Annotated in this window: 22 protein-coding genes and 2 pseudogenes; 12 read left to right on the top strand and 12 right to left on the bottom strand. The window is 71.3% G+C overall.

The annotated features are described in order from the left end of the window. Window positions 1-167: 167 nt before the first annotated feature. Window positions 168-1,016: a GntR family transcriptional regulator gene (locus OG542_RS40340; protein ID WP_328418403.1), complete on the top strand. Its 849-nt coding sequence runs from the start codon at window positions 168-170 to the stop codon at window positions 1,014-1,016. A 466-nt stretch (window positions 1,017-1,482) separates the two neighbouring features. Further along, window positions 1,483-2,886, top strand: a complete 1,404-nt coding sequence (locus tag OG542_RS40335; protein WP_328418401.1) for a hypothetical protein — start codon at window positions 1,483-1,485, stop codon at window positions 2,884-2,886. A gap of 272 nt (window positions 2,887-3,158) precedes the next feature. On the opposite strand, the gene OG542_RS40330 is transcribed toward OG542_RS40335, so the two are convergent. Together OG542_RS40330 and OG542_RS40325 are read right to left on the bottom strand one after the other, a co-directional pair. Then, window positions 3,159-3,350, bottom strand: a complete 192-nt coding sequence (locus OG542_RS40330; RefSeq protein WP_328418399.1) for a hypothetical protein — start codon at window positions 3,348-3,350, stop codon at window positions 3,159-3,161. A gap of 35 nt (window positions 3,351-3,385) precedes the next feature. Continuing rightward, window positions 3,386-3,682 (bottom strand): hypothetical protein, encoded by a 297-nt coding sequence (locus OG542_RS40325; RefSeq protein WP_328418397.1) that lies wholly within the window; start codon window positions 3,680-3,682, stop codon window positions 3,386-3,388. Window positions 3,683-5,184: 1,502 nt separating this feature from the next. Here OG542_RS40325 and OG542_RS40320 point away from each other — a divergent pair. Further along, window positions 5,185-5,562, top strand: coding sequence for a hypothetical protein (locus OG542_RS40320; RefSeq protein WP_328418549.1), 378 nt, complete (start codon window positions 5,185-5,187; stop codon window positions 5,560-5,562). A gap of 199 nt (window positions 5,563-5,761) precedes the next feature. On the opposite strand, the pseudogene OG542_RS40315 reads toward OG542_RS40320, so the two are convergent. Further along, window positions 5,762-6,199: pseudogene (locus tag OG542_RS40315) on the bottom strand (recombinase family protein); the annotation flags it as partial. A 60-nt stretch (window positions 6,200-6,259) separates the two neighbouring features. Between OG542_RS40315 and OG542_RS40310 the strand changes: the two are divergent. Next, window positions 6,260-6,349: pseudogene (locus tag OG542_RS40310) on the top strand (transcriptional regulator); the annotation flags it as partial. 172 nt (window positions 6,350-6,521) lie between these two features. Here OG542_RS40310 and OG542_RS40305 read toward each other — a convergent pair. Next, window positions 6,522-7,064 (bottom strand): flavoprotein, encoded by a 543-nt coding sequence (locus OG542_RS40305; RefSeq protein WP_261681039.1) that lies wholly within the window; start codon window positions 7,062-7,064, stop codon window positions 6,522-6,524. After that, window positions 7,061-8,299, bottom strand: coding sequence for a helix-turn-helix domain-containing protein (locus OG542_RS40300; protein ID WP_328418546.1), 1,239 nt, complete (start codon window positions 8,297-8,299; stop codon window positions 7,061-7,063). Before OG542_RS40300 ends, OG542_RS40305 begins: the two co-directional genes overlap by 4 nt. Before the next feature lie 77 nt (window positions 8,300-8,376). On the opposite strand from OG542_RS40300, the gene OG542_RS40295 reads away from it, so the two are divergent. Further along, complete coding sequence (locus tag OG542_RS40295; RefSeq protein WP_328418544.1) at window positions 8,377-8,841, top strand: bifunctional DNA primase/polymerase; 465 nt, start codon at window positions 8,377-8,379, stop codon at window positions 8,839-8,841. Next, window positions 8,838-9,242, top strand: coding sequence for a restriction endonuclease (locus tag OG542_RS40290; RefSeq protein WP_328418542.1), 405 nt, complete (start codon window positions 8,838-8,840; stop codon window positions 9,240-9,242). The genes OG542_RS40295 and OG542_RS40290 overlap by 4 nt, the downstream gene beginning before the upstream one ends. A 149-nt stretch (window positions 9,243-9,391) precedes the next feature. On the opposite strand, the gene OG542_RS40285 is transcribed toward OG542_RS40290, so the two are convergent. The 6 genes from OG542_RS40285 to OG542_RS40260 form a co-directional block, all read right to left on the bottom strand. Then, complete coding sequence (locus OG542_RS40285; RefSeq protein WP_328418540.1) at window positions 9,392-9,748, bottom strand: hypothetical protein; 357 nt, start codon at window positions 9,746-9,748, stop codon at window positions 9,392-9,394. A gap of 162 nt (window positions 9,749-9,910) precedes the next feature. Further along, on the bottom strand, window positions 9,911-11,140 hold the full coding sequence (locus tag OG542_RS40280; protein WP_328418538.1) for a hypothetical protein: 1,230 nt from the start codon (window positions 11,138-11,140) through the stop codon (window positions 9,911-9,913). Beyond that, window positions 11,140-11,523, bottom strand: coding sequence for a hypothetical protein (locus OG542_RS40275; RefSeq protein WP_328418536.1), 384 nt, complete (start codon window positions 11,521-11,523; stop codon window positions 11,140-11,142). The genes OG542_RS40280 and OG542_RS40275 overlap by 1 nt, the downstream gene beginning before the upstream one ends. Before the next feature lie 166 nt (window positions 11,524-11,689). Beyond that, a complete protein-coding gene (locus tag OG542_RS40270; RefSeq protein ID WP_328418534.1) occupies window positions 11,690-12,142 on the bottom strand; it encodes a hypothetical protein in 453 nt (150 codons plus the stop codon). Continuing rightward, window positions 12,139-12,948: a ParA family protein gene (locus tag OG542_RS40265; RefSeq protein WP_328418532.1), complete on the bottom strand. Its 810-nt coding sequence runs from the start codon at window positions 12,946-12,948 to the stop codon at window positions 12,139-12,141. Before OG542_RS40265 ends, OG542_RS40270 begins: the two co-directional genes overlap by 4 nt. 366 nt (window positions 12,949-13,314) lie before the next feature. Next, window positions 13,315-14,463: a hypothetical protein gene (locus OG542_RS40260; RefSeq protein WP_328418530.1), complete on the bottom strand. Its 1,149-nt coding sequence runs from the start codon at window positions 14,461-14,463 to the stop codon at window positions 13,315-13,317. A 339-nt stretch (window positions 14,464-14,802) separates the two neighbouring features. On the opposite strand from OG542_RS40260, the gene OG542_RS40255 reads away from it, so the two are divergent. Further along, window positions 14,803-15,618, top strand: a complete 816-nt coding sequence (locus OG542_RS40255; protein ID WP_328418528.1) for a sigma-70 RNA polymerase sigma factor region 4 domain-containing protein — start codon at window positions 14,803-14,805, stop codon at window positions 15,616-15,618. After that, the gene (locus OG542_RS40250; protein WP_261681024.1) at window positions 15,615-15,767 is read left to right on the top strand and encodes a hypothetical protein; all 153 of its coding nucleotides are present in this window, start codon (window positions 15,615-15,617) and stop codon (window positions 15,765-15,767) included. Before OG542_RS40255 ends, OG542_RS40250 begins: the two co-directional genes overlap by 4 nt. Before the next feature lie 87 nt (window positions 15,768-15,854). On the opposite strand, the gene OG542_RS40245 is transcribed toward OG542_RS40250, so the two are convergent. Further along, window positions 15,855-16,367: a hypothetical protein gene (locus OG542_RS40245; RefSeq protein ID WP_328418525.1), complete on the bottom strand. Its 513-nt coding sequence runs from the start codon at window positions 16,365-16,367 to the stop codon at window positions 15,855-15,857. Window positions 16,368-16,605: 238 nt separating this feature from the next. Between OG542_RS40245 and OG542_RS40240 the strand changes: the two genes are divergently transcribed. Genes OG542_RS40240 through OG542_RS40225 form a run of 4 tightly spaced genes read left to right on the top strand, consistent with a single transcriptional unit; the run spans window position 16,606 to window position 18,698 of the window. Continuing rightward, on the top strand, window positions 16,606-17,280 hold the full coding sequence (locus tag OG542_RS40240; RefSeq protein WP_328418523.1) for a GntR family transcriptional regulator: 675 nt from the start codon (window positions 16,606-16,608) through the stop codon (window positions 17,278-17,280). Window positions 17,281-17,340: 60 nt separating this feature from the next. Continuing rightward, window positions 17,341-17,856 carry a hypothetical protein gene (locus tag OG542_RS40235; RefSeq protein WP_328418521.1) on the top strand — a complete coding sequence of 172 codons (516 nt, stop codon included), beginning with the start codon at window positions 17,341-17,343 and terminating at the stop codon, window positions 17,854-17,856. Beyond that, complete coding sequence (locus OG542_RS40230; RefSeq protein ID WP_328418519.1) at window positions 17,853-18,338, top strand: hypothetical protein; 486 nt, start codon at window positions 17,853-17,855, stop codon at window positions 18,336-18,338. Before OG542_RS40235 ends, OG542_RS40230 begins: the two co-directional genes overlap by 4 nt. A 9-nt stretch (window positions 18,339-18,347) precedes the next feature. Next, the gene (locus tag OG542_RS40225; protein ID WP_328418517.1) at window positions 18,348-18,698 is read left to right on the top strand and encodes a hypothetical protein; all 351 of its coding nucleotides are present in this window, start codon (window positions 18,348-18,350) and stop codon (window positions 18,696-18,698) included.

Here is an 18,698-nt window from a genome sequence, read left to right as displayed (position 1 = left end):
GAAGAGGGCTTTGAGACTTTCGCCGGTGCGAGTTGAAACCTAGGTTTCTTCCGGCTGATCTGATGACACACTACCCAGTGAGCGATGTCAAGAATCTAGATCTCAACGACTTCACCGACACGCTAGACAAGGCATCGAATCGACGTTAAACCTAGATCTGTCTTAGGGTGATCGCCCAGGACATCTACGACGGGGAGACAAGCACTCCAATGACCGGCCCAAAGACGCCGAAGTGGCGACAGCTCGCCGACGAAGTTCGGCGCCAGATTGAAGACGGCACGTACCCACCGGGTGCAGCGCTTCCTCAGCTCAAGGCTGCTGCTGAAGCAGCAGGGGTCTCCTACGAGACGATGCGCGCCGCCTACAAGGCTCTGGAGTCAGAAGGGCTGGTGAGGAGCGTCAAGCGCACCGGGTTCGTTGTGCTGCAAGCCCCCGATCGGCGACGCGTGACCCGTGGGACGACCATCGCCCGGGACCCCGCACGCGGCTACGTGTTCCCAGCAGCCTCTCGCCCTGATGAGCCCTGGGAAGTCCACGGGCGGCCCTTCCGTGCGTTCGTCCCGGCCCCCGCCCAGGTATCCGAGCACTTCGGCATCTCGTCAGGCACCGAGACCCTGCGCCGCCGGCGCGTGACTTCACCTGCTGGCGAGCCGCCCTTCCAGCTGGTCGACACCTGGATCAGCCCCGACGCGGTGGCCGATGCTCCCCAGGTCGCCGAGCCGTCGACGGGGCCGGGCGGCTACCTGGACCGGTTGGAGGAAGCGGGGCACGGTCCCATCTCATGGTCCGAGACCATCCGCGTCCGCATGCCCGACCGGGAAGAGGCCCAGCTGCTCGCCATCTCGACGGCCATGCCCATCTTGGAGACCACGATCATCGGTGTCTCCGCGCGGAGTGAGCGCCCCATCGAGGTCACTGTCCGCGTGATTCCCGGGGATCGGGTAGAGCTGGTCAGCGAGCTACAGAGGGCCCGGTCCGCCCGGTGGCCAGTCACTCCAGTCAAGCCGAAGAAGTAGATCACCGTCGGTGGCCACGACCGACGTTCACCCGCCGGAGAGGGCACCAGCCAGCAACAAAAGGTGTGTCCCACCCGTTGGGCAGCAAGGTAGGAAGAGGAAGATGAGGACCGTGAAGCGCCAGCAGCCCCCGTAGACAGCCCCCACAAACGCCGCGACGGCCGCCCCTTTGCCACGAGGGAACGGCCGTCTGAAGTCGACTCGCCGCCTAGCAGCACCCGAGTCGTACGTCGGCGGTAACGCCGGGCACCAGACCACAGGGGCCCGGGTACCGATATCAGAATAGCCAGACCCGGCCGCACCAAACAGCCACACGTGCGCCGCGTCACCTTTCTGGTGATGAACCCACCGTCGTACGGCTCCCCGATACCAGGGGAGACCCCAGCACGATGAGCACCATTGCTCGACCGCCCGGCACGGACACCGTGCCGGAGACGGCCTCCGCCACCCCGAGAGGGGGTGCGCGTTGAGGAAGCGTTCAGGACGGCCGCCACGGTTCGCCGCCGTCCCCAATGAGACCGTCGATGACTCGGACAGCCTTGACCTGGAGGCCTTGGGCCTGCTGACCGTGGTCCTGCGCCACAGGGACGGCTACGAGATCACCCTGCACGAGATCGCGGAGAAATACGGCTACGGCCGGGACGGCCTGGCCGGTGCCTGGGGCCTGCTCCAGGTCGCCCGGTACATCATCAAGGTGAAGATCCAGTGGGCCGGGGACAACCAGTGGTCGACCGAGGTTGTGGTGTACGACACGCCCGCCACGGACGACGAGGTCAAGGAGCTGCTGGACAGCATCGCGCGCGAGCCGAACGTGCGGACCGTGAAGGTGGAGCCGCCGACCAAGTCGGCACGGGAGCGGGCGGCGAAGCACCTCGCGAAGGTGGAGGCCAAGCAGAAGAAGAAGCGGGAGCGCCGCAAGCTCGACTTCGAGGTGCCGGGGCAGGCGGCGGACAGCGGCCGGGGCCGGGGCGCCCGTAGGGGAGAGGACCGAGGGAGCGGGGCCGCCGGCGCGGCGGCCGCGGCTCCGGCCAAGCCGCCCCGGAAGTCGGCGGCGCCGAAGAAGCCGACGAAGAAGAAGGAGCCGGGCAGGCGGCTGACGCAGTCGGAGGCGGCCGCGGTGAAGCTGGTGGAAGCGGCGTTCCCCGAGCAGCTCCGTGCCCTGCTGCCGTCGTACCGGCCGCCGGTGCTGCGGGACGCGATCCTGGACGCTCTGGACTCGCGCACGGTGGACGTCCTGGTCGAGCGGGTGAAGCGCCGGTGGTGGAAGCACGGCTACGAGGAAGCGGCCATGCAGGGCGGCAAGGGCATCGGCTCGGCGATCGGCGTCGCGGTGGCGCTGGTGCGTCCGTCGACGGACTGCCCGGAGCCGATGTGCGAGGACGGCGTGATCCTCGACTCCGGGGCGGCGTGCCGGACGTGCGAGCAGCGCAAGGAGGACCGGAAGCGCCCGGTGCCCGCGCAGCGCGGCGAGCCCGGCGAGGACCAGGGCGGCGGCGTCCCGGCCCCGCGCCGGTGGAAGTGCCGCACCTGCCACACGCCGGGCAAGACCGGCGTGGAGGCTCCCGAGGACGGCCTGTGCGGCCCGTGCCGCAAGGAGGAGCAAGAGGCGCACGAGGCGGCGGCCCGGCTGCAAGAGAACCTGCGGCGGGCGGAGGCTGAGCGCGAGCGGCTGGCGCGCGAGCGGTGGAACGAGCTGCTGGAGGACGCCTACCGCGAGCACGCCGAACGCGAGCGGGAGGCCGCTGAGGAGCGCGAGCGCCGGGAGGCGGCGGACCGGAAGCGGCTGTCGGACGCAGAGGAGCGGCGCCGTCTGCAGGAGCAGATCGCCCGGGAGAACCCGGAGCTGCTGGCCTACTCGCAGACCGCCTGACGCAGGTCAGGGACGGCCGCACCCCACCGACGGGGTGCGGCCCCTCGGCATGTCCGAGTCCGTGACTCTGTGAGTGCGGGACTGTCGAGTGCCGGAATCCGGCGGCCCTGGCCGTGCGCGTTGCGACGCCGTGCACGGCGCGAGGGGCTGCACGAGGCACGGCGCGGAGCGTCGTTCCTCGAGCAGCGCCGACCGGACGGCGGCCGCGGGTCGTCGACGGTGCCGTCGGGGCCTGGGCGGGGGAGTGCGCGCCTCGTCGCCGGGCGAGCGGGTCAGCTGAGGCGGTCCAGCCCTGAACCGAGCGGACGTCGTCCGGCGCGCGGCACCAGCTGGTGGTCGACGGCGGTGGGGAGCCGCTGCTCGGCGGCCCGTTCGGCGGCCGTGCCAGGCCTGGGCGCGGTGGCGTCCGGCGCCGGAGAGAGGTGCTTCGGTCCGGTGCCCAGGGGGCGGCGGGTGGTGCTCACGGCCTCATCCTGGCAGGCCCGCGCCGACCGGCGGTCTACTCTGCGGCCGCGGCGGGCGGCGTACTGAGCGAGTCGCGGTCGAGGGCCTCGCCGCACCGGTGACCAGTCGTGGGCTCAGCGAGCGCCGTGAAGGCCGTCAGCGGCCGCTGAATCCACTCCGTGCGGGCAGCGCGGGCATGCGCCTCGCAGGCGTAGACCTCGGTGCGGATGGGGCCATAGGCGAGACCGCCGTCGATGGTGGCGCGGCCCTCGATCAGGACGGCCGCGTCACGGGTGCATGTGCCGATCCGCCGGGCGGTCGCGGTGGTGGAGTGCTGCTTCATGTCGCTCATCCTGTCAGCCTCCCCTCAGCGTCCAGGACGGCGGTAGACGGTGCCCGGGATGGCGGGCCAGGGAACCCCCTGCCGCAATGCCCTGTCGGCCGTGCGCATTGCGCACACCCCGAGTGTCCGCCGCCCGTCCGCCGGCGCCGCCGACCCCGTCTCGCCGTCCTCCCGGGGCACCTTCACTGCGGCCCGTGGCGGCGTATCCCTGTGGCACGTCCCGCCCCTGAACCAGCCCCTGGACCCCTCTATCGAAGCGTTTTCCCAGGTCAGACCCGACACCCGGTTTTTCGGTTGTCGGGTCTGACCTGCGTAAATGGTTCGTTTCCGCAGGTGGGACCCGACAACAGGGTTTTCCGGGACCCGGGGAAGGCCGTTGTCCCTTTAGAAGACTGGGGTTGTAGAAGACGAGAGAGAACACAAAAGCGCCTTGCGGCGCGTGCGCCGCTGGTGACGCCCGGAGGGCTAGGTACCGGTAGTAGCGCGCGAGCGCGTGCGAGGCGGCTTCGCCGCGACCGATGGCGCCACGGCGCCAGACAGTTCCCCTCCCCCGAAGAGATCCATCCGACCGGCCGGTGGCCACCAGCTCGCCCGTCACCGGGCAGGCCCTCGATGGGCGACTCCGCCCTATGTGACCCCCTAACAGGCCCTTGCGCCCACCGTGCACGGTGTCCTTCTCCCCTGGTACAGGGGCTCATGCCACCTTCACCGCCGTGGCCGGAGGCGACCCCCCGACGCTGGAAGCCCAGGTCGGGGCCGCAACCCCGATGAGAGCCGCAGGCTCATGACAAGCGGAGCGACCGGCCACCGCCGATTAAGGGCGCGAGGGCCTGTTAGGGGTTAGAGGAGGGTGGCGCGGGCCCGTCACCCGTTGGGGTGAAGGCCGGTGCCGAAGTGACGGCATCGCCGTGGCTGAGGTGATGACGGGCCCGCGCCGTGGGTGGCTGGCCTGGGTGCGTACATGCAGGTCAACCCATAAATAGGACGCCCCTCCGGGGCGACTCAACGCATCCCAATCGGCTCCGCCGGGGGCGCCACGGGCGCCCCCGGCTCCACCGATAGGACAGCGGACGCCCTACGGGCGGCAATCACAGGACGGGGTCGGCGCGTCCCTGAGCGCCTCTGTGTGGCTCTCAGGCCTTGATCGGCACTCCGGGACCTCCGTGGCGGGAACGGCGCTTGTGGCGCCCCTGAGGTGCGTTCTCGGCGGTGTTCTGTGGCAGGCGTGACCAGCGGGTCCGGTGATCCCCGTTGTGCCCGCTCTCCCATGCCCCACCGGTCGGGCCCTTCGCCGGCGTCCGCGGCCGGGATCTCGCCTCAGCTCAGGGACTGCCGTACTGCGTGACTCACGTAGTCCCAGACTCTGTTACTTCATGCTCATCACCCCAGGTCAGACGGGCTGCATGGCTTTGCATCAGGACCCGATGCGCCGAGTCCCTTGACACCTGCTGTGCGTTTCCCACACAGTAGAGGTGTGCGGAAAACGCACAGCGATTCCAAGGGAGATCACCATGGCCGTGTCCATCGACCGCACCACTGACCGCGCCGTCCTCACCTGGGAGGCCGCCGACGACCCCCAGGGCTACATCGTCCAGGCCGTCGACAGCGGGGACATGGAGCTGGCCCTGACCGCCCTCGGGCTGAAGCACTACGAGGACCTTGCCAGCGTCGACCAGTTCGAGCGGGCGCGGATCCTGCGGGCCACCGCCAAGCTCGCCAACGAGCTGACCCGGCGGGTCCGGCACATGACCGTGGCCGCCCGCGAGGACGGCATGACGTGGGGCACGCTCGCCTCCAACCTCACCGGCGACCCGCACGCCCGCAGCACCGCCCGCAGTACCTACGAGGCCGGTCTGCGGCAGATGGGCCGCACCGTCACCGAGGACTGAGCTCGACCGACCCACCCCGACCAGACCCAGACAGGGAGATCAGACGTGAGTGACAACCGGACCAACGAGCAGATCATCGCCGACATCCAGGGCGGCACCATCGGCCGCATCTACCAGGAACAGCAGGCCGACCAGCAGGACAACGTCACCGTCCAGCGGGTGTGAGTAGTTGCGGTACAGGATGTAGCGCTGAGAATGATCACGGCCGCTGAGCTGGCCCGGAGAGGCCAGCCGATTCCTTCGGGTTTCCCTGTCCCGGAAGGCCGCCGGCGGCCTGGAGGGCGGCGAAGTCGGTGTGCGCCGCGGTGATGGCTTCGGGGTAGGTCGTCCGCTTCTCGTGTTCGGCCAGAGCCCGGTAGGTGCTGGACAGGCTCGGGTTCTGCCCTTTGCGCCTGCCGGTGGGGATGATCAGGTCGGGCTGGATCTGCTCGACCGTCTCGCCGCCTGTACGGCGCCGGAGGACGGTGTGCAGCATGTCGTCGGTGATGACCGGCGGTCGGCCGCCGTGCTTGCCCTTGCGGGCCGCGGTGTCGAGCCCTTCCAGCGTCGACTCCCGGATGTTCTCCCGCTCGGTCTCCGCCATGGCCGCGAAGAACGCGAACAGCAGGCGGCCGTGTCCGGTGGGGTCGTAGATCCCGGCTGCCTCGGCACCCCCGCGCACCCGGCCCACCCGGTGACCGCTGAAGGCACGTACGCACCGACCCTCGGCACCGGCGCCTACGCCCTGGACCAGTCCTGGCACATGCTCTGGCTCCTGATCGCCGCGCTCCTGATCGCGGCCCTCTGACGGCCGCCGCTCTGACGAAGACACCTGACCTCGGCTGACGCCGGGAAAAACCCGGAGTGCGGCAGTCCCGGAGTTACAGACTCCGGGACTGCCGCACTCCGGGTTTCTGCTGGAAGTCACTCACAGACTTCGGCGCTCGGGGAGGGGCCCTGGGAGCCCCGGGACGAGGTGATCAGGAGGGGAGGGCGTCGAGCGCGGCCTGCCACGGGTAGGCGTCGAGATTTCCGTGCTTGGGCTTGTGCGGGGTGAAGCCGCCCTCGCCGAGCAGCACGTTGACGCCCGCCTCGCGCAGGAAGTCGACGTGCCGGTTCACGGCTGGGTGGGCGGCCTGGGCGTCGTTGAAGTGGGGCAGCGCCACGATGGGCACGAGCGCGATGCCTTCGGTGATCAGCCCGAGAGCGAGGGTGTCGGAGACGGCGGTCGCCCACTTCGCCAAGGTGTTGTTGGTGAGCGGGGCGACGAGGATCGCGTCCGGCGGCGGCAGCACGTCGGGCTGCGAGGGGAGCTTGTACTGCCAGCGCACGGGGTGGCCGGTGAGCTTCGCCAGGGCCTCGATCTCGCCCTCGGCGTCCTCGGTGAGCCACCGGTGGGCAGAGGGCGTGAGGATCAGGCAGACGTCCCATCCGGCGGCCTGGGCGGCCCGGATCGGTACGGACAGACGCCGGGCGGGCGGGGCGGCGCAGGCGATCAGGTACAGGGTGCGGTTCGTGGTCACCCGGGCAGTCCACAGCGATCAGCAAGGCCGCGCAAGCGTCCCTCTGCGCTGCCGGCGCCCAGCAGGCGCAGGTCCTCGACGAGTCGCTTCGTGCGGGGTCGGCACACGACCTCCTCGGGGGCCAGTTCCTCCGCCTCCAACAGCGTGTCGACGGCCTTCTCCCGTAACCCGGCCTGCTTCTCGCCGATGGCGCGGTCGGTGAGCAGGTGGGCCCGGCGCTCTCGCGGGAGGTCGGCGAGGGCGGCGGCGGGGATGCCCGTCGCGACCGCCACGGCGTCGGCTCCTTCGCTGAGTTGGATGTGTGCGGCGACCCGGTAGAGCGCGCAGTTCGTCGGGCCGAAGCTGGTCCACAGCTCGTTTCCGTCGCCCCCCAGACGGTCGGCGTGCTCATCGGCCTGGTCCAGGAAGTCGGGCACCGCGCGGGCGAGCACGTCCGGGCTGCGGTCGTCCGCCTCGGCCGCCGCGGCCTGGGCCATCGCCGCCTTCAAGAACAGCATGCCCAGCACGCTCAGCCCTTCGGGGCCGCGCTGCATCAGGTCGGCCTGGAGCCGGTTGGCGGCCGCGGTGACGAACGTGACGGCGGCGGCCGCCTGGCCGTGGGCGGTCATTGCGTCGGCCAGGTGCCGGGCCGCGCTCGCCATGATGACGGGGTCCTCGGAGCGTTCGGCGGCCGCGACCGCACGCTGGCCGGCAGTGACGGCAAGTTCGCTGGAGCCCCATTTGATGGCGGCCGCCTCGGTCAGCTCCAGCGCCAGAGACAGCTGCCGGTACGCCTCCAGCCGGTCGTCGCCCTCGTGCCGTGCGGCGGCCCGGGTCGCGTCGATGAGCAGCTGGGGGATCTGCGTGCCGAGCTGGGCGAAGTGTCCGGCCTGGAAGCCGGTGCGGGCGAACCAGAGGCTGCGCTGCAGCGCGGCGACGGGCACCGGCTCGACGCAGGAGTCGTCGCACCGGCCGGTGAGGACGTCGTGGCGGTGCAGGGCGGCGCGTACGGCCTCGATCTCCGACTCTGCGGGGCACAGCACCACCGGGTCGTACAGCAGCCGGTCCAGCGTGATGCCTAAGCGCAGCGCGATCTCGGTGGCCACCGACAGATTCGGGTCGGCCTGGCGGCGGCCGCCCTCCAGCTCCTCGACCCACCGGCGCGAGCGCTGCATCAGTGAGGCGAACTCTCGCTGGGACAGGCGGCGGCGTCCTCGCCAGTGGGCGACGCGGCGGCCGAACTGGATGCGGTCCATGGGTACTCCGCAGCGGGGTTGAAAACCCACACACATCGTGTGGGCTGCCCCGTGTATACCGCCCTTACGGTCCGGACATGGCCAAGTCCGACAAGCCGTCCACTCCGACGTGGCACCGGCTCGCACAGCCCTCTGATCGGATCCGTGCGCAGTGGGTGCGTGGCGACGATCGCACCCGCTGGGTGTCGTGCGGCCGCTCCTGGGATGCGGTGGCCATCGACCCGATGGCCCGCGGCCTGGATGCGCTGGCCGCCCTGCGGATCAGCCCGCGCCGCGGCTACCCGGTGCTCGCCGACCACATCCGCGGCCAGCTGTATGTCCTGGTACCGCCGGGCACCGGCAGCGCGGCCGCCGGGCTTCCCGGTGTGCGCGTGCTCTCCGACGGCCACCAGCTCCTGCTGCCGCAGACGGCACACGGCACCCCGATGGCGCACTGGATCAGCCCACCGCGCGAGAACTCCCCGCTGGTACGTCCCGACCGGCTCACACACCACCTGCGCGCCCTGGCCAGCGCCGACCAGCCGAAGGCGGACCCCTCATGAACACTCACCACGTCCTGCACGACTCGGCGGGCCGCCTCGCGGCGGAGTGCCCGCCCGACCGCAGCGCGCACGAGCAGGTGGCGCGCACGGCGCTGGCATGGTCCTCTCCGCTGGACGTGCCGGCCAGGGACGTCGCCCAGATCGGCCATCTGCTCGCCGGGGCGGCGCGGGTGGTCGCCGACGAGGTGCGAACCCACGCGGCCCGCCTCCCCGAGAACGACGGCCGACGGCTCTTCGCCGAGCTGATCCTGCAGGACGCCGACGAGAGCCTGTCGCAGCCGTGCACGAGCCTGCATCGGGTCCACAAGCGGGCCCGGCTCATCCGTGCACTGTACGAGCGGCTGGACCGCCTCCAAGGGGCCGTGCCCGTCGACGATGCCGCGTCCGCAGCACCCCCCTGAGCCGTCTCCCGGCGCCTTCCCCCGTAGGCCCGGGCGACGACGAAGCCCCCGGCGGCTGCTCCTGCACCGAGCGTCGCCGGGGGCTTCTCCATGCGTCTCCGCGAGTCCGGCAGTCACGGACTGCCGGACTCACAGAGTCCGTGATCTGATCAGAGTCGGCGCAGGCAGGCCTGAGGGACCTGCCCTCCGGGGACGATCCGCCACAGGTGCCCCTCTCCCCCGCACGCCCGATAGGCGGGCCCGCTGTCGGTGCGCGCGACGGCGACGACGCACGACCTGACGACCTCGCCCCTGCGCAGGTGGTGGTGGACCGGCGAGTTCATGGTGGCCACCGGTCCCTCCGATGGGCCCGGGCGGCGTACGGCGACGCGCTGCTTCGCCTTCCACTTGGTGGTGCAGTCGGCCGTCTTCACGGCCGGGGCGGTCTTCACGGCCGGGGCGGCCTGGGCCCCAGCGGGCGCCACCAGAGTCGCGAGCATCGCGGCCGCCACGGCGACCGCCGTCATCCATCGGTGTGTCATGCAGAGCCAACGGGCTACGCCCGACCCCGGGTCACGCCCGGCCGCCGATGATCACTCGCACGCGTTCGGGACGGCACCCCCGATCAGTGCTCAAATACGTGAGTCCCGGAGTCTGTGACTCCGGGACTCAGTGGCGTGGAGCCCAGATCAGACGACTTCCTTGGCCTTGGAGGGGCGCCCCCATCCGGTCGCGCGGTCGATCGCCTTGAGCAACGCGGGCTCCCACCCGGCAGCCGCCAGGCCCGCATCGTCGGCCAGACCCGCCTCGGCGAGGGTGGACAGCTGCATCACGTGCTCGATGCCCTCGGCCCACGCCTCGCGCACCGCCCGCCGGCAGGCCAGGCGCGCTTCGAGCTCGGCGGTGGTGCCCGGCTCGCCGGACCGCCGGGCCTCGGCGAGCGCGCGGCCGCGTTCGGCGACGGCGTCCAGGAGCAGGACGGCCCGCTCGGCGTCGGGATGCCGGGGAGCCGGGGAGGCCTTCGGGCTGACGCCGCGGCGGAGCTGTTCCATGCGGGTGGGCAGCGGGGTCCACGACGGTTCGCCGGCCATCACCTCATTGGTCCGCTCCACGGCCCGGGTCCAGGCGCGGAACAGGCCGCGCGTTTCCAGCGGGGTGCCGGGCGGGACGGGATGGTCGCCGCGATGGTTGGCGTGCAGGCTCACCCACAGCGCCGTGGTGGTGCCCCGCACCCGCTCCATGAGCGCGTGCCGCTCGACGAGCCAGCGGCGCAGGGCGTTACGGGACAGCCCCGACAGGGCGGTCAGCTCGACGTAGGCCTCCGTCTTGCTCCATCCCTGGGGCCTGCGCACGATCCGCATCTCTTCGAGTGACGGTGCGAGGTCCTCGATCCGGCACGCGCACAGTTCACCGGAGCGGGCCCCGGTGTCGACGACCGTCGCACCGATGGCGAGCATCCGCACCTGCCCGGCCAGGGCGTCCGCCTGGTCGGCGACCTCCTCCAGGGAGGTCCGCAGCAGGGAGCGGGCCCGCTTGGGCACGGGCTGCTTGCGCGCCGGATCGGGCTGCGGCGGCAGATCGGCGTAGACCCCGGCCGCCTTCGCCAGGAGCGCCAGGACCTCGATCCGGGTCTGCCGGGAGTTCTCGCCGCTGCCTTCCTTGGCCGACCGCCGCACCCGCAGCGCGCCGCGGCCTGCGAGTTCCAGGTAAGCGTCGACGGCGGCGCGGCGGAACAGGGCGCCCGCTTCGGCGTCGACATCGAGCGGGTGGTCGGCGTGGGCCAGGGCACGGCCGTACTCGCCAGCCACCCACCGCACCTGGCGGCCGCGGGCCTCGGAGATCTCGGCGTCCCACGAGCGCACCTCGGCGGCGGCCGCGAGCAGCAGCTCCGGTCCCTTCAGCGTGCGGTCGACGGCCATCAGCGGGTCTCCCCGGAGGCGGGCCGCCGCACGGCCTGGCGGACGCCGCGGGCCGCCGGGGACCACGACAGGGCGTCGCCGCCGTGGAACTGGCGGAAGACGGTGTCCTTGGACAGGTCGGCCGCCTGGCCGATCTCCGACCAGGTTGCCGCCTTAGCGTCGGGGCGCCCCACGCCGCGCAGGGCGCGGCCGGCGGCGTCATGCGCGGCACGGCCAGCGGTGTCGGCGATGAGCATCAGCAGTTCGAGCTGGCGCAGCGGGTCCACGGCGAGGCCGACGGCCTCGGCGAGCAGCTGCACGCGGTCGGCCGGTGCCGTGTCGGGACTGTCGGCCCGCTTGGTCAGGTCGCCGATCTGCTCGGCCGCCATGTCGACGTCGTCCACCCGGATTCCTCTCGTTGTGCCGGAACAACGAACGGAGGAAGCGTAGCGGGGTTCCGTTGTGTCGAGACAACGAAACGGGCGCGGTTGGCGAGAACCGCGCCCGTTGGCTGAATTACAGACTCCGAGACTGCCGGAGTTCCGAACTCTGCTTCTGCTCAGCCAGCTCCTAGCTGGCCTCTTCCTGTTGAGCGGCGGCCCGACGCCGGGGCAGTACGGACTGCAGCAGGGCCTCCTCCGTGTCACCGTGCAGCCGGTGAGCGTGCCCCTTCAACAGCAGGTCGACGGCGACGCGGATCAGAGTGTTGTCGGTGATGATCTCCGACCGGTCCCGGCGGCGGGCACTCACGTGCCGGCGCAGATCCGCGAGATCGGAGAGCTGGTCGGCCCGCAGCCGGGCCTCCTTGCGCTCCAGCATCGTCCACTTCGGATCACCGGAACTGCGTGAGTCCGGCACTTCGGGAGTTCGTGAGTCCGGCACTTCGGGAGTCCGGGATTCCGTGCCCGCGTCCTGCTCCTCCTCTCCGCGGAGGATGGGTTCGACCTCGGGCCTCAACGGCTTGCGCTCACCGCCGATGCCGGAGTTGGAGGGGACAATGGACCGCTCCCGTTGCGGTGTCACGCGAACTCCTTGATCATGCGCTGGGCGGCGGCCTGATAGACCTCCCGCATCTCGTTGGCGCGGCTGCCCAGCTCTGCGAGCGGCAGAGCCTCGTCCGCGGCGTCCTTGACCACCGAGCGTGCCGGGATCGGCTCCCAGACCTTGCCCTCGCCGAAGATGCTCGGCAAAGACTTGAGGTGGTGGGCGTGACCGGCGAGACGGCCATCGACCAGTGAGGGGACGGCACCCGCGAAGGTCAGGTCCGGGTTGCCCATCTCGGTGCGGTTGATCTCGTCCGCGATGAAGTCCCGGAACCTCACGGCGCCCTCGACGCCGTCGTACTCCGGCTCCACCACGGCCACGGCCCAGCGCGCGGCCGCCAGGGCGATCTGGGTGAGATGCCCAAGGGAGGGCTGGCAGTCGAACAGGGTGAAGTCGTAGTCGTCGTCGGCGCCCTGCAGCGCGCGGGCCAGGCGCCCGCGCGCCCCGATTACGGCAGCCTCGGAGATGCGGTTCTCCAGGTCGAACCGGCTGGGGATGATATCGATCCGCTGGCCGTAGATGCCGCCCCACCCGCACGGCACGATCGCGTCGGCGGCCACGCCGACCTCGCCCGACTTGATGACCTCAGAGGTGGTGACGAGCGGCTTCTCCTTGCGGTAAGGGCGGCCCATCCTGCGTGAGACGTTCGCCTGCGGGTCCACGTCGACGACCAGCACCCTGCATCCTTCGTCGGCGAGTGCGGCCGCGACGTTGGCGACGTAGCCGGATTTGCCCGTGCCGCCCTTGTTGTTGCCGGCGGCGACGCGCTTGCTCCGTTTCGGCATGCCCCTCTCCTTCCTCCGGTCCGGGATCTACGACTCCGGAGGTGCCGGAGTCTGTGACTTCGGCAGTCTGGCAGCCCGCCGGCGGAGCCCTGCACGGAACCCGCCGACTTCACCGTCCGGCCCGCCCTTCACTCGCCGCAACGGCCGACGGGCCCACTCCGGCTGTGGTCCGCTACCGCCACCCCCACCGGGCCAAAAAGAAGAGGCTGAGGTCGGTGGCTGCCGGGGGCCTTCGCCGGCCCCCGGGCCCCCGCTGCCCCGGCACCGCCCGGCGCGGTCAGCACTCCCGTGGTGCGGGTGCGTGCGCGCCGGTCGGCACCGGGGTCGTGGTTCCTGGCCTGGGCGGGTTGGGCCAAGCGGTCGGTGTCAGTCGTCCCAGCCCTCGACGGGCACTTCCTCCGCCCTGCATACCGCGCACATGCCGTACGGGGAATTCGCCCGCGTCGCCTCGCCGCACCGGCAGATGATGAATCCCGCGGCGCAGTCGTCGCACAGCCGCTCCGTCATGCCGGACACGCCGCCGCACACCGCACACGGGCCGTCCTCCCGGCAGTCGGAGGCCTTCACCAGAACGTCGCTCGTCAGCGAGGGCACCAGGCGCCCGACGTTGCCGTGTCTCCCGGGCTCCAGCTCCCGGACGCGGTAGGCGACGGGCGGCCCGTCCTCGCCCCACTCCACGGCGTACACCACGGCGGGGCGGCCCTCGCCGAACCGGATCCGGGCGCCGGGGGCGTGGCCGCCGTGCTGGTCGACCAGGCGGTCATCGAGCCATCCCTTGACGGCGAGCCACATCACGCCCGGCGGGTCCATGTAGCCGTTGTGGTTACGCACCGGCACCCACGCTTTGCGCCACCGGTCGATCAGGCGGCCCACGGCGTGCCGTTCCTCGATCTTCTGCCAGCCCACGGTCATCAGGTCCCGGTCGTCACTCTCCGCGGCGTCCGCGTACGCGTCCAGGCGCGGTTTCACCTCGCCCCACCACACGGCCGGTACCTTCGTCGTCAGGCGGGCGGCCGCGAGGTCCAGCGGCTCCATGAGTGTGTCGACGGCCGCCAGGTCGTCCGCCTCGACAGCGGCCCGCAGCGCGGCCCGGTCTGGACGCAGTTCAGGGTGCTGGTCGGTGAGCATCGCGTAGACCAGGGCGAGCAGCCAACGGTCCTCCAGCACGTTGTACGTCGCCCACCGCGCGCTCTGCGTCTTCGCTTTCCTCGCCTCGCGGTCCTCCGAGCGCTGCGCCACCTGCTCCGCCCGGCCGCCGGGGAGTTCCGCAGCGCGCCGCACCTCCCACTGCACCGTTCCCGTGACGTCCTGGGGCCGCCACAGCCAGCACGCCACCCCGACGTGCCCGGAGCCGTCACAGCCCTCCGGGCACGTGCGGCTGGCGATCGGGACGACGCGTGGCGGCTCCGCCTCCTGGTGGACGTCGGCGAGGCGCCGGCGGGCGGCGGTGTAGGAGATGCCCTCGCGTTCCGCGAGTTGGCGGGCGGCGCGCTTGGTGTGCTTGTCGTTGGTCATGACCGGTCGCTCTCCCGGCGGCGGACCCCACGCATCCCCGCCGCGACGTCGGTGGCCAACGGAAGGTCCTCGGGGCGGTGCTGACGTCACGTGAGGCTCAAGCCCCTTGTCCTCGGTCACCGCTCCCGGCGTGGGCGGGGCGCGGCTCGGAGTCAGGCCGACGTGCGGCGGCCGGTGTCACCGTAGCCGCCCGCACTGACAGTTCGCGGCTCCGTGCACCTGACCTGCGCGGACGAACTTTCGCCGCAGAATTATCGGCAATCTTGTGGGATGAATTGCTGAACTTTCCATAGGGCTCTCCCAGTAGAACTTCATGTGTGAGACGGGATGTGTGCCCAAATGGAAGATCGAGCCGCGGTGACGGACGGCGCCGGGAGCGCCGCTGACGGGCAGCGGACGGGGGTCCAAGGCCGGAAGCGGGGAAACCCCGAGAAGCTGGAGGCGGACCGCGCCCTGTACGAGCGGCTCCAGCAGCGCGACTTCACCGGCTGGGAATGGGAGCTGCTGCGTGATGACCTGTGGGTCTACGGCTGGAGGATCCTGCGCGCGTGGATGAAGGACGGCACGATCATCGCGAAGTGCGGTGAGCGCGGCATCGTCGTACCCGCCCGCTGGCCGGAGGTCGAGACGCTGACCCGGCGCGGTGACCTGCGCGACGAAGTGGCTCACGAAGCCGTCGAGAGGGCGGTGAAGACCTTCACCGAGGAGTACCTGCCGAACGGCCGCTGGGACCCCGCCAAGGGGGCCACCATGCGCACCTATTTCGCCCGGACCTGCATGTACGCCTTCCGGGACGCGTACAAGAACTGGGCTTTCGGGTACCGCCGCAACCTCTTCGCCGCCGTCAGCCCCCTCATGGACGCCAACCTGTACGCCCCCGGCGCCTCGTACGGGGGATTCGAGGACACCACGGCGTTCCAGGAGGCCGTGCAGCGGATCCTCGAGAACGCCGGGCCGGAGGTGCGCGCCATCTGCGGGTGTATCTGGGAGACGAAGATGTCCCAGAAGGAGATCGGCGCTGAGCTGGGGATGACCGCCCGGGCCGTCGAGGGGCACATGAGTCGGCTGCGCGGCCGGGCCAAGGTGCTGGTCGCCCGGGGCGAGATCGAGGTTCCGTACGGCCGGGCCCGCATGGCGAAGGCGGGCGCGCGATGAACAACGGCAACGGGCTCGACGTGCGTACGGCGCTGGTGCTGCTCGCCGGCGGAGTGGGCGCGTACATCGCGTTTCTCCACCCGGCCGTCGGTGTCGCCCTCCTGGTCGGCATCGGCGTGATGACGATCCTGCACCTGCTGCTCAAGTAGCGAAGGTGTGGCCACACTCGGCGATCACCGCGGCTGCCGCATCCCGGGCCTCGGCGGACTACTCCACCGAGGCCCCGCCGCTCCCGCTCAGCCGCGGTTCTCGTACCACTCGACGAGCTGCTGGTACTCCTTCCTCAGGAACGGATGCCACACGTGGGACGGTGGCACGGAGTAGCAGGCGTCACAGCACGTCTTGACCCACGGCATGCCTCCCCAGTCCAGGCCGACTACGACGACGCGCTTACGGCCTGGGGACGGGCATGTCTGGCAGGTGGAGGCCGCTTCCCGGGTGGCCTGGTTGACCACTGCCCACACCTCCGGACCCTGGCTCCAGGGAGCCCCCTTCCAGCACAGGTCGCCGAATTTCTCCTCCCAATGCGGCGCGGGGTGGCCGGGCCAGACCTCGTCAAGTGCGCGCTCCGCCCGCTGGATGATGGGCGCCCAGCCCGCGCCCTCCGCGCTGAACATGGCGTGCACGACGGCAGGTCGCTGGGCAGCGGCCCGGGTCTCGGCACGGAGGGCTGTTGTGTACTTCTCGCCGGTCGCGGCCTGTCGCTGACGGGCCCTCTGTGCGGCGGTCGCCCGGTTCTTCTTTGGCATTTGTGACGCTCGCTCCTGGCGGTCCCCACGCTCCCGCCGACGGAGGAATGCCGGGGAAGCGGGCTCCCGCAGGAACCTTGGCCGGTCGATCACCTAGCGGCGTGGGCGCGGGTGTCGGCGGGCGGCGTACGCATCTTGCCGGGCGAGAGCGTACCGCGCACTGGGGGTTCGCAACGTTCCTGGCGGTATCTTCGCCGAACCTATCGAGTGGACTAGATAGGTTCGCTACGGTGCATGCATGAGCACTCTCACCGAGACACCTGCCGAGCGCATCGCTGGTGACCTCGCCCTGGCGATACACCAGCAGCTCATCCGGCCCGGGGAGCGACTGCCGTCCCAGTCCAAGCTGATGACGTCGTACGGCGTCGCCATGGGCACCGCGTCCGCCGCGCTGGGCAAGCTCGCGGCCGCCGGCCTCATCCGGACCGTGCCGGGCTCCGGGACGTTCGCCGTCCGGCCGAACCCCTTCGAACCGAACCCCGTGCTGGACGTCCTGGCGGCCGCCTCCCTGTGCCGGACCCTCGCCGCGCGCACCTCCGGCCTGGACTCCGCCCCGGTGCTGGAGATCGGCGGCGGCGAGAACGTGGACACCTCCGGGGACCGCGAGGGTCCGCTGACGCGCCTGGTCGACGTCTCCGCCCTGGAGGGCCTGGACCGGCACGTCCTCCGATGGATGAGCGAGGCCCTGCTGTCCGCCGCGCGCCGCCTGGTCGCGGACGGCCCGTGCGAGGGAGATACGCACGTCATCGCGACCGCTCGGGCGATCCTCCGCGACGGCGGCCGCCGCCCCGAGAACCAGCCCGGCATCGCCGTGCACGGCGGCCCTACGCCCGATGACGAGCACGTTGTGCTGCGCATCTGGCCCGAGCGCGCCGCCCCGGCCGACGCCGACCCGTACGGCCCGCCGTTCTAGGCGCCCCCTGACCCTCCCGACAAATCACCGACCACGTCCACGTCCAGGAGGACGACCCTGATGACGACCGAGACGACCGACGAATACGCCCGCTGGAAGGGCCTGGAGATCCGCCGCCCCGACGAGGTCCGTACGAGCCCGGGCGGACCCGTCCCGATCGGCTGGCAGGCGGAAAAGCGCAGCAATCACACCGACCGTCTCGGCAACCTCGCCCTGCCGCACGACTTCCCGTACGAGGTCCAGCGGGGCGACGCGGGCGACGCCCTCGCCGTCCTGGCCCTGGGGGAGTCCATCCGCCGCGACCTCGCGTACGAGCGCGGCGGCCGCGTCCTGTCCGCGCTGGAGCTGGGCGCCACCTGGGCGCAGGTCGCGGCCGCACTCGACGTCCCCGTGGACGAGGCCCGGGCGCTCCTGCGCGGGTATGCCGAGGGGCAGCACAACCTGTACCGGGGCGACGTCGCCGAGGGCCGGGCCCGGCCGTTCGGACTGGACGATGACCGGCACGCCGCCGTCCTGGCGCTGTGCGAGCTGGGCGACGACGAGACGACTGACGCCCGGGACGGGGCGGCCCTGTGACCGCTGCGACCGACTACATCGGGTGGAAGAGCGCGCCTCTGCTGGAGCTGGTGCGCTCCCTCGCCGTCTCCGTCACGGCCGGGAATCTGGACCATGTGCCGGACCTCGCGGCCGCCGCCGGGATCCTCCAGTACCGGCACGACTGGCCGATGTACCAGGGTGCGAGCGGGCCCCGCCCGGACTCCGGGCTGCCTGACGTCGACCTGATGCGCCGAGTGCGGTGGGAGGCGAACGGTTTCCTGGCCGTCACGGCCGGGGAGATCCGCAGGGCGATGGGCGGGAAGTCTCTCGCCGGTTTCAACCTGTGCACCGTCCCGGCGGAGCTGCCCGTCGACGACGACGCACCCGTGTGCCTCTACAACGGGCTCGCCGGGGTCGGCTCGCTGCTGGGCACGATCGCCCGGGGCGAGGATGCCAGGGCCGCGTTCCAGGCCGTGGAAGACCACGCCGTGCACAACCGCCCTCACCCGATCGAGTACTGAGGAGAGACCGTGAGCGACTTCCCCTCTGGCGTGACCGGCGCCATCGGTCACGCCCTGGCGCTCAACCTGCGCCACTACGGCCAGCAGTTCGGCATGGACAACTTGCGCTGGTCTGACCTGTACGTGGACGTGATCACGGCGCTGAAGTGGGTTCACTCGGTGGACCCGGCCACGGCCGTAAACGTCGCCCGGCGCGCCCTCCAAGACGCGGCCGACGAGGGCGACAAGCAGCCCGTGCCCCTGAAGGAGTCGGCGCTGTGCCTGCGGCACTCCCTGACTCAGGCCAGCGTGCCGTACGGGAAGTGGTCGCAGGACCAGGCCGAGGCGTTCGTGACCGCCGTCCTCATGGACGTTGGCTGA

Source organism: Streptomyces violaceus (genome assembly GCF_036014075.1).
Taxonomy (GTDB): domain Bacteria; phylum Actinomycetota; class Actinomycetes; order Streptomycetales; family Streptomycetaceae; genus Streptomyces; species Streptomyces violaceus.
This window is presented reverse-complemented; position numbering and strand designations above follow the sequence as displayed.

Coding starts and splice junctions, on each gene's coding strand:
- OG542_RS40295 (WP_328418544.1), top strand. CDS start 8,377: ATGGCCAAGTCCGACAAGCCGTCCACTCCGACGTGGCACCGGCTCGCA.
- OG542_RS40235 (WP_328418521.1), top strand. CDS start 17,341: ATGACGACCGAGACGACCGACGAATACGCCCGCTGGAAGGGCCTGGAG.
- OG542_RS40250 (WP_261681024.1), top strand. CDS start 15,615: ATGAACAACGGCAACGGGCTCGACGTGCGTACGGCGCTGGTGCTGCTC.
- OG542_RS40255 (WP_328418528.1), top strand. CDS start 14,803: ATGGAAGATCGAGCCGCGGTGACGGACGGCGCCGGGAGCGCCGCTGAC.
- OG542_RS40240 (WP_328418523.1), top strand. CDS start 16,606: ATGAGCACTCTCACCGAGACACCTGCCGAGCGCATCGCTGGTGACCTC.
- OG542_RS40325 (WP_328418397.1), bottom strand. CDS start 3,682: ATGAGCGACATGAAGCAGCACTCCACCACCGCGACCGCCCGGCGGATC.
- OG542_RS40280 (WP_328418538.1), bottom strand. CDS start 11,140: ATGGCCGTCGACCGCACGCTGAAGGGACCGGAGCTGCTGCTCGCGGCC.
- OG542_RS40265 (WP_328418532.1), bottom strand. CDS start 12,948: ATGCCGAAACGGAGCAAGCGCGTCGCCGCCGGCAACAACAAGGGCGGC.
- OG542_RS40245 (WP_328418525.1), bottom strand. CDS start 16,367: ATGCCAAAGAAGAACCGGGCGACCGCCGCACAGAGGGCCCGTCAGCGA.
- OG542_RS40300 (WP_328418546.1), bottom strand. CDS start 8,299: ATGGACCGCATCCAGTTCGGCCGCCGCGTCGCCCACTGGCGAGGACGC.
- OG542_RS40285 (WP_328418540.1), bottom strand. CDS start 9,748: ATGACGGCGGTCGCCGTGGCGGCCGCGATGCTCGCGACTCTGGTGGCG.
- OG542_RS40260 (WP_328418530.1), bottom strand. CDS start 14,463: ATGACCAACGACAAGCACACCAAGCGCGCCGCCCGCCAACTCGCGGAA.
- OG542_RS40320 (WP_328418549.1), top strand. CDS start 5,185: ATGGCCGTGTCCATCGACCGCACCACTGACCGCGCCGTCCTCACCTGG.
- OG542_RS40290 (WP_328418542.1), top strand. CDS start 8,838: ATGAACACTCACCACGTCCTGCACGACTCGGCGGGCCGCCTCGCGGCG.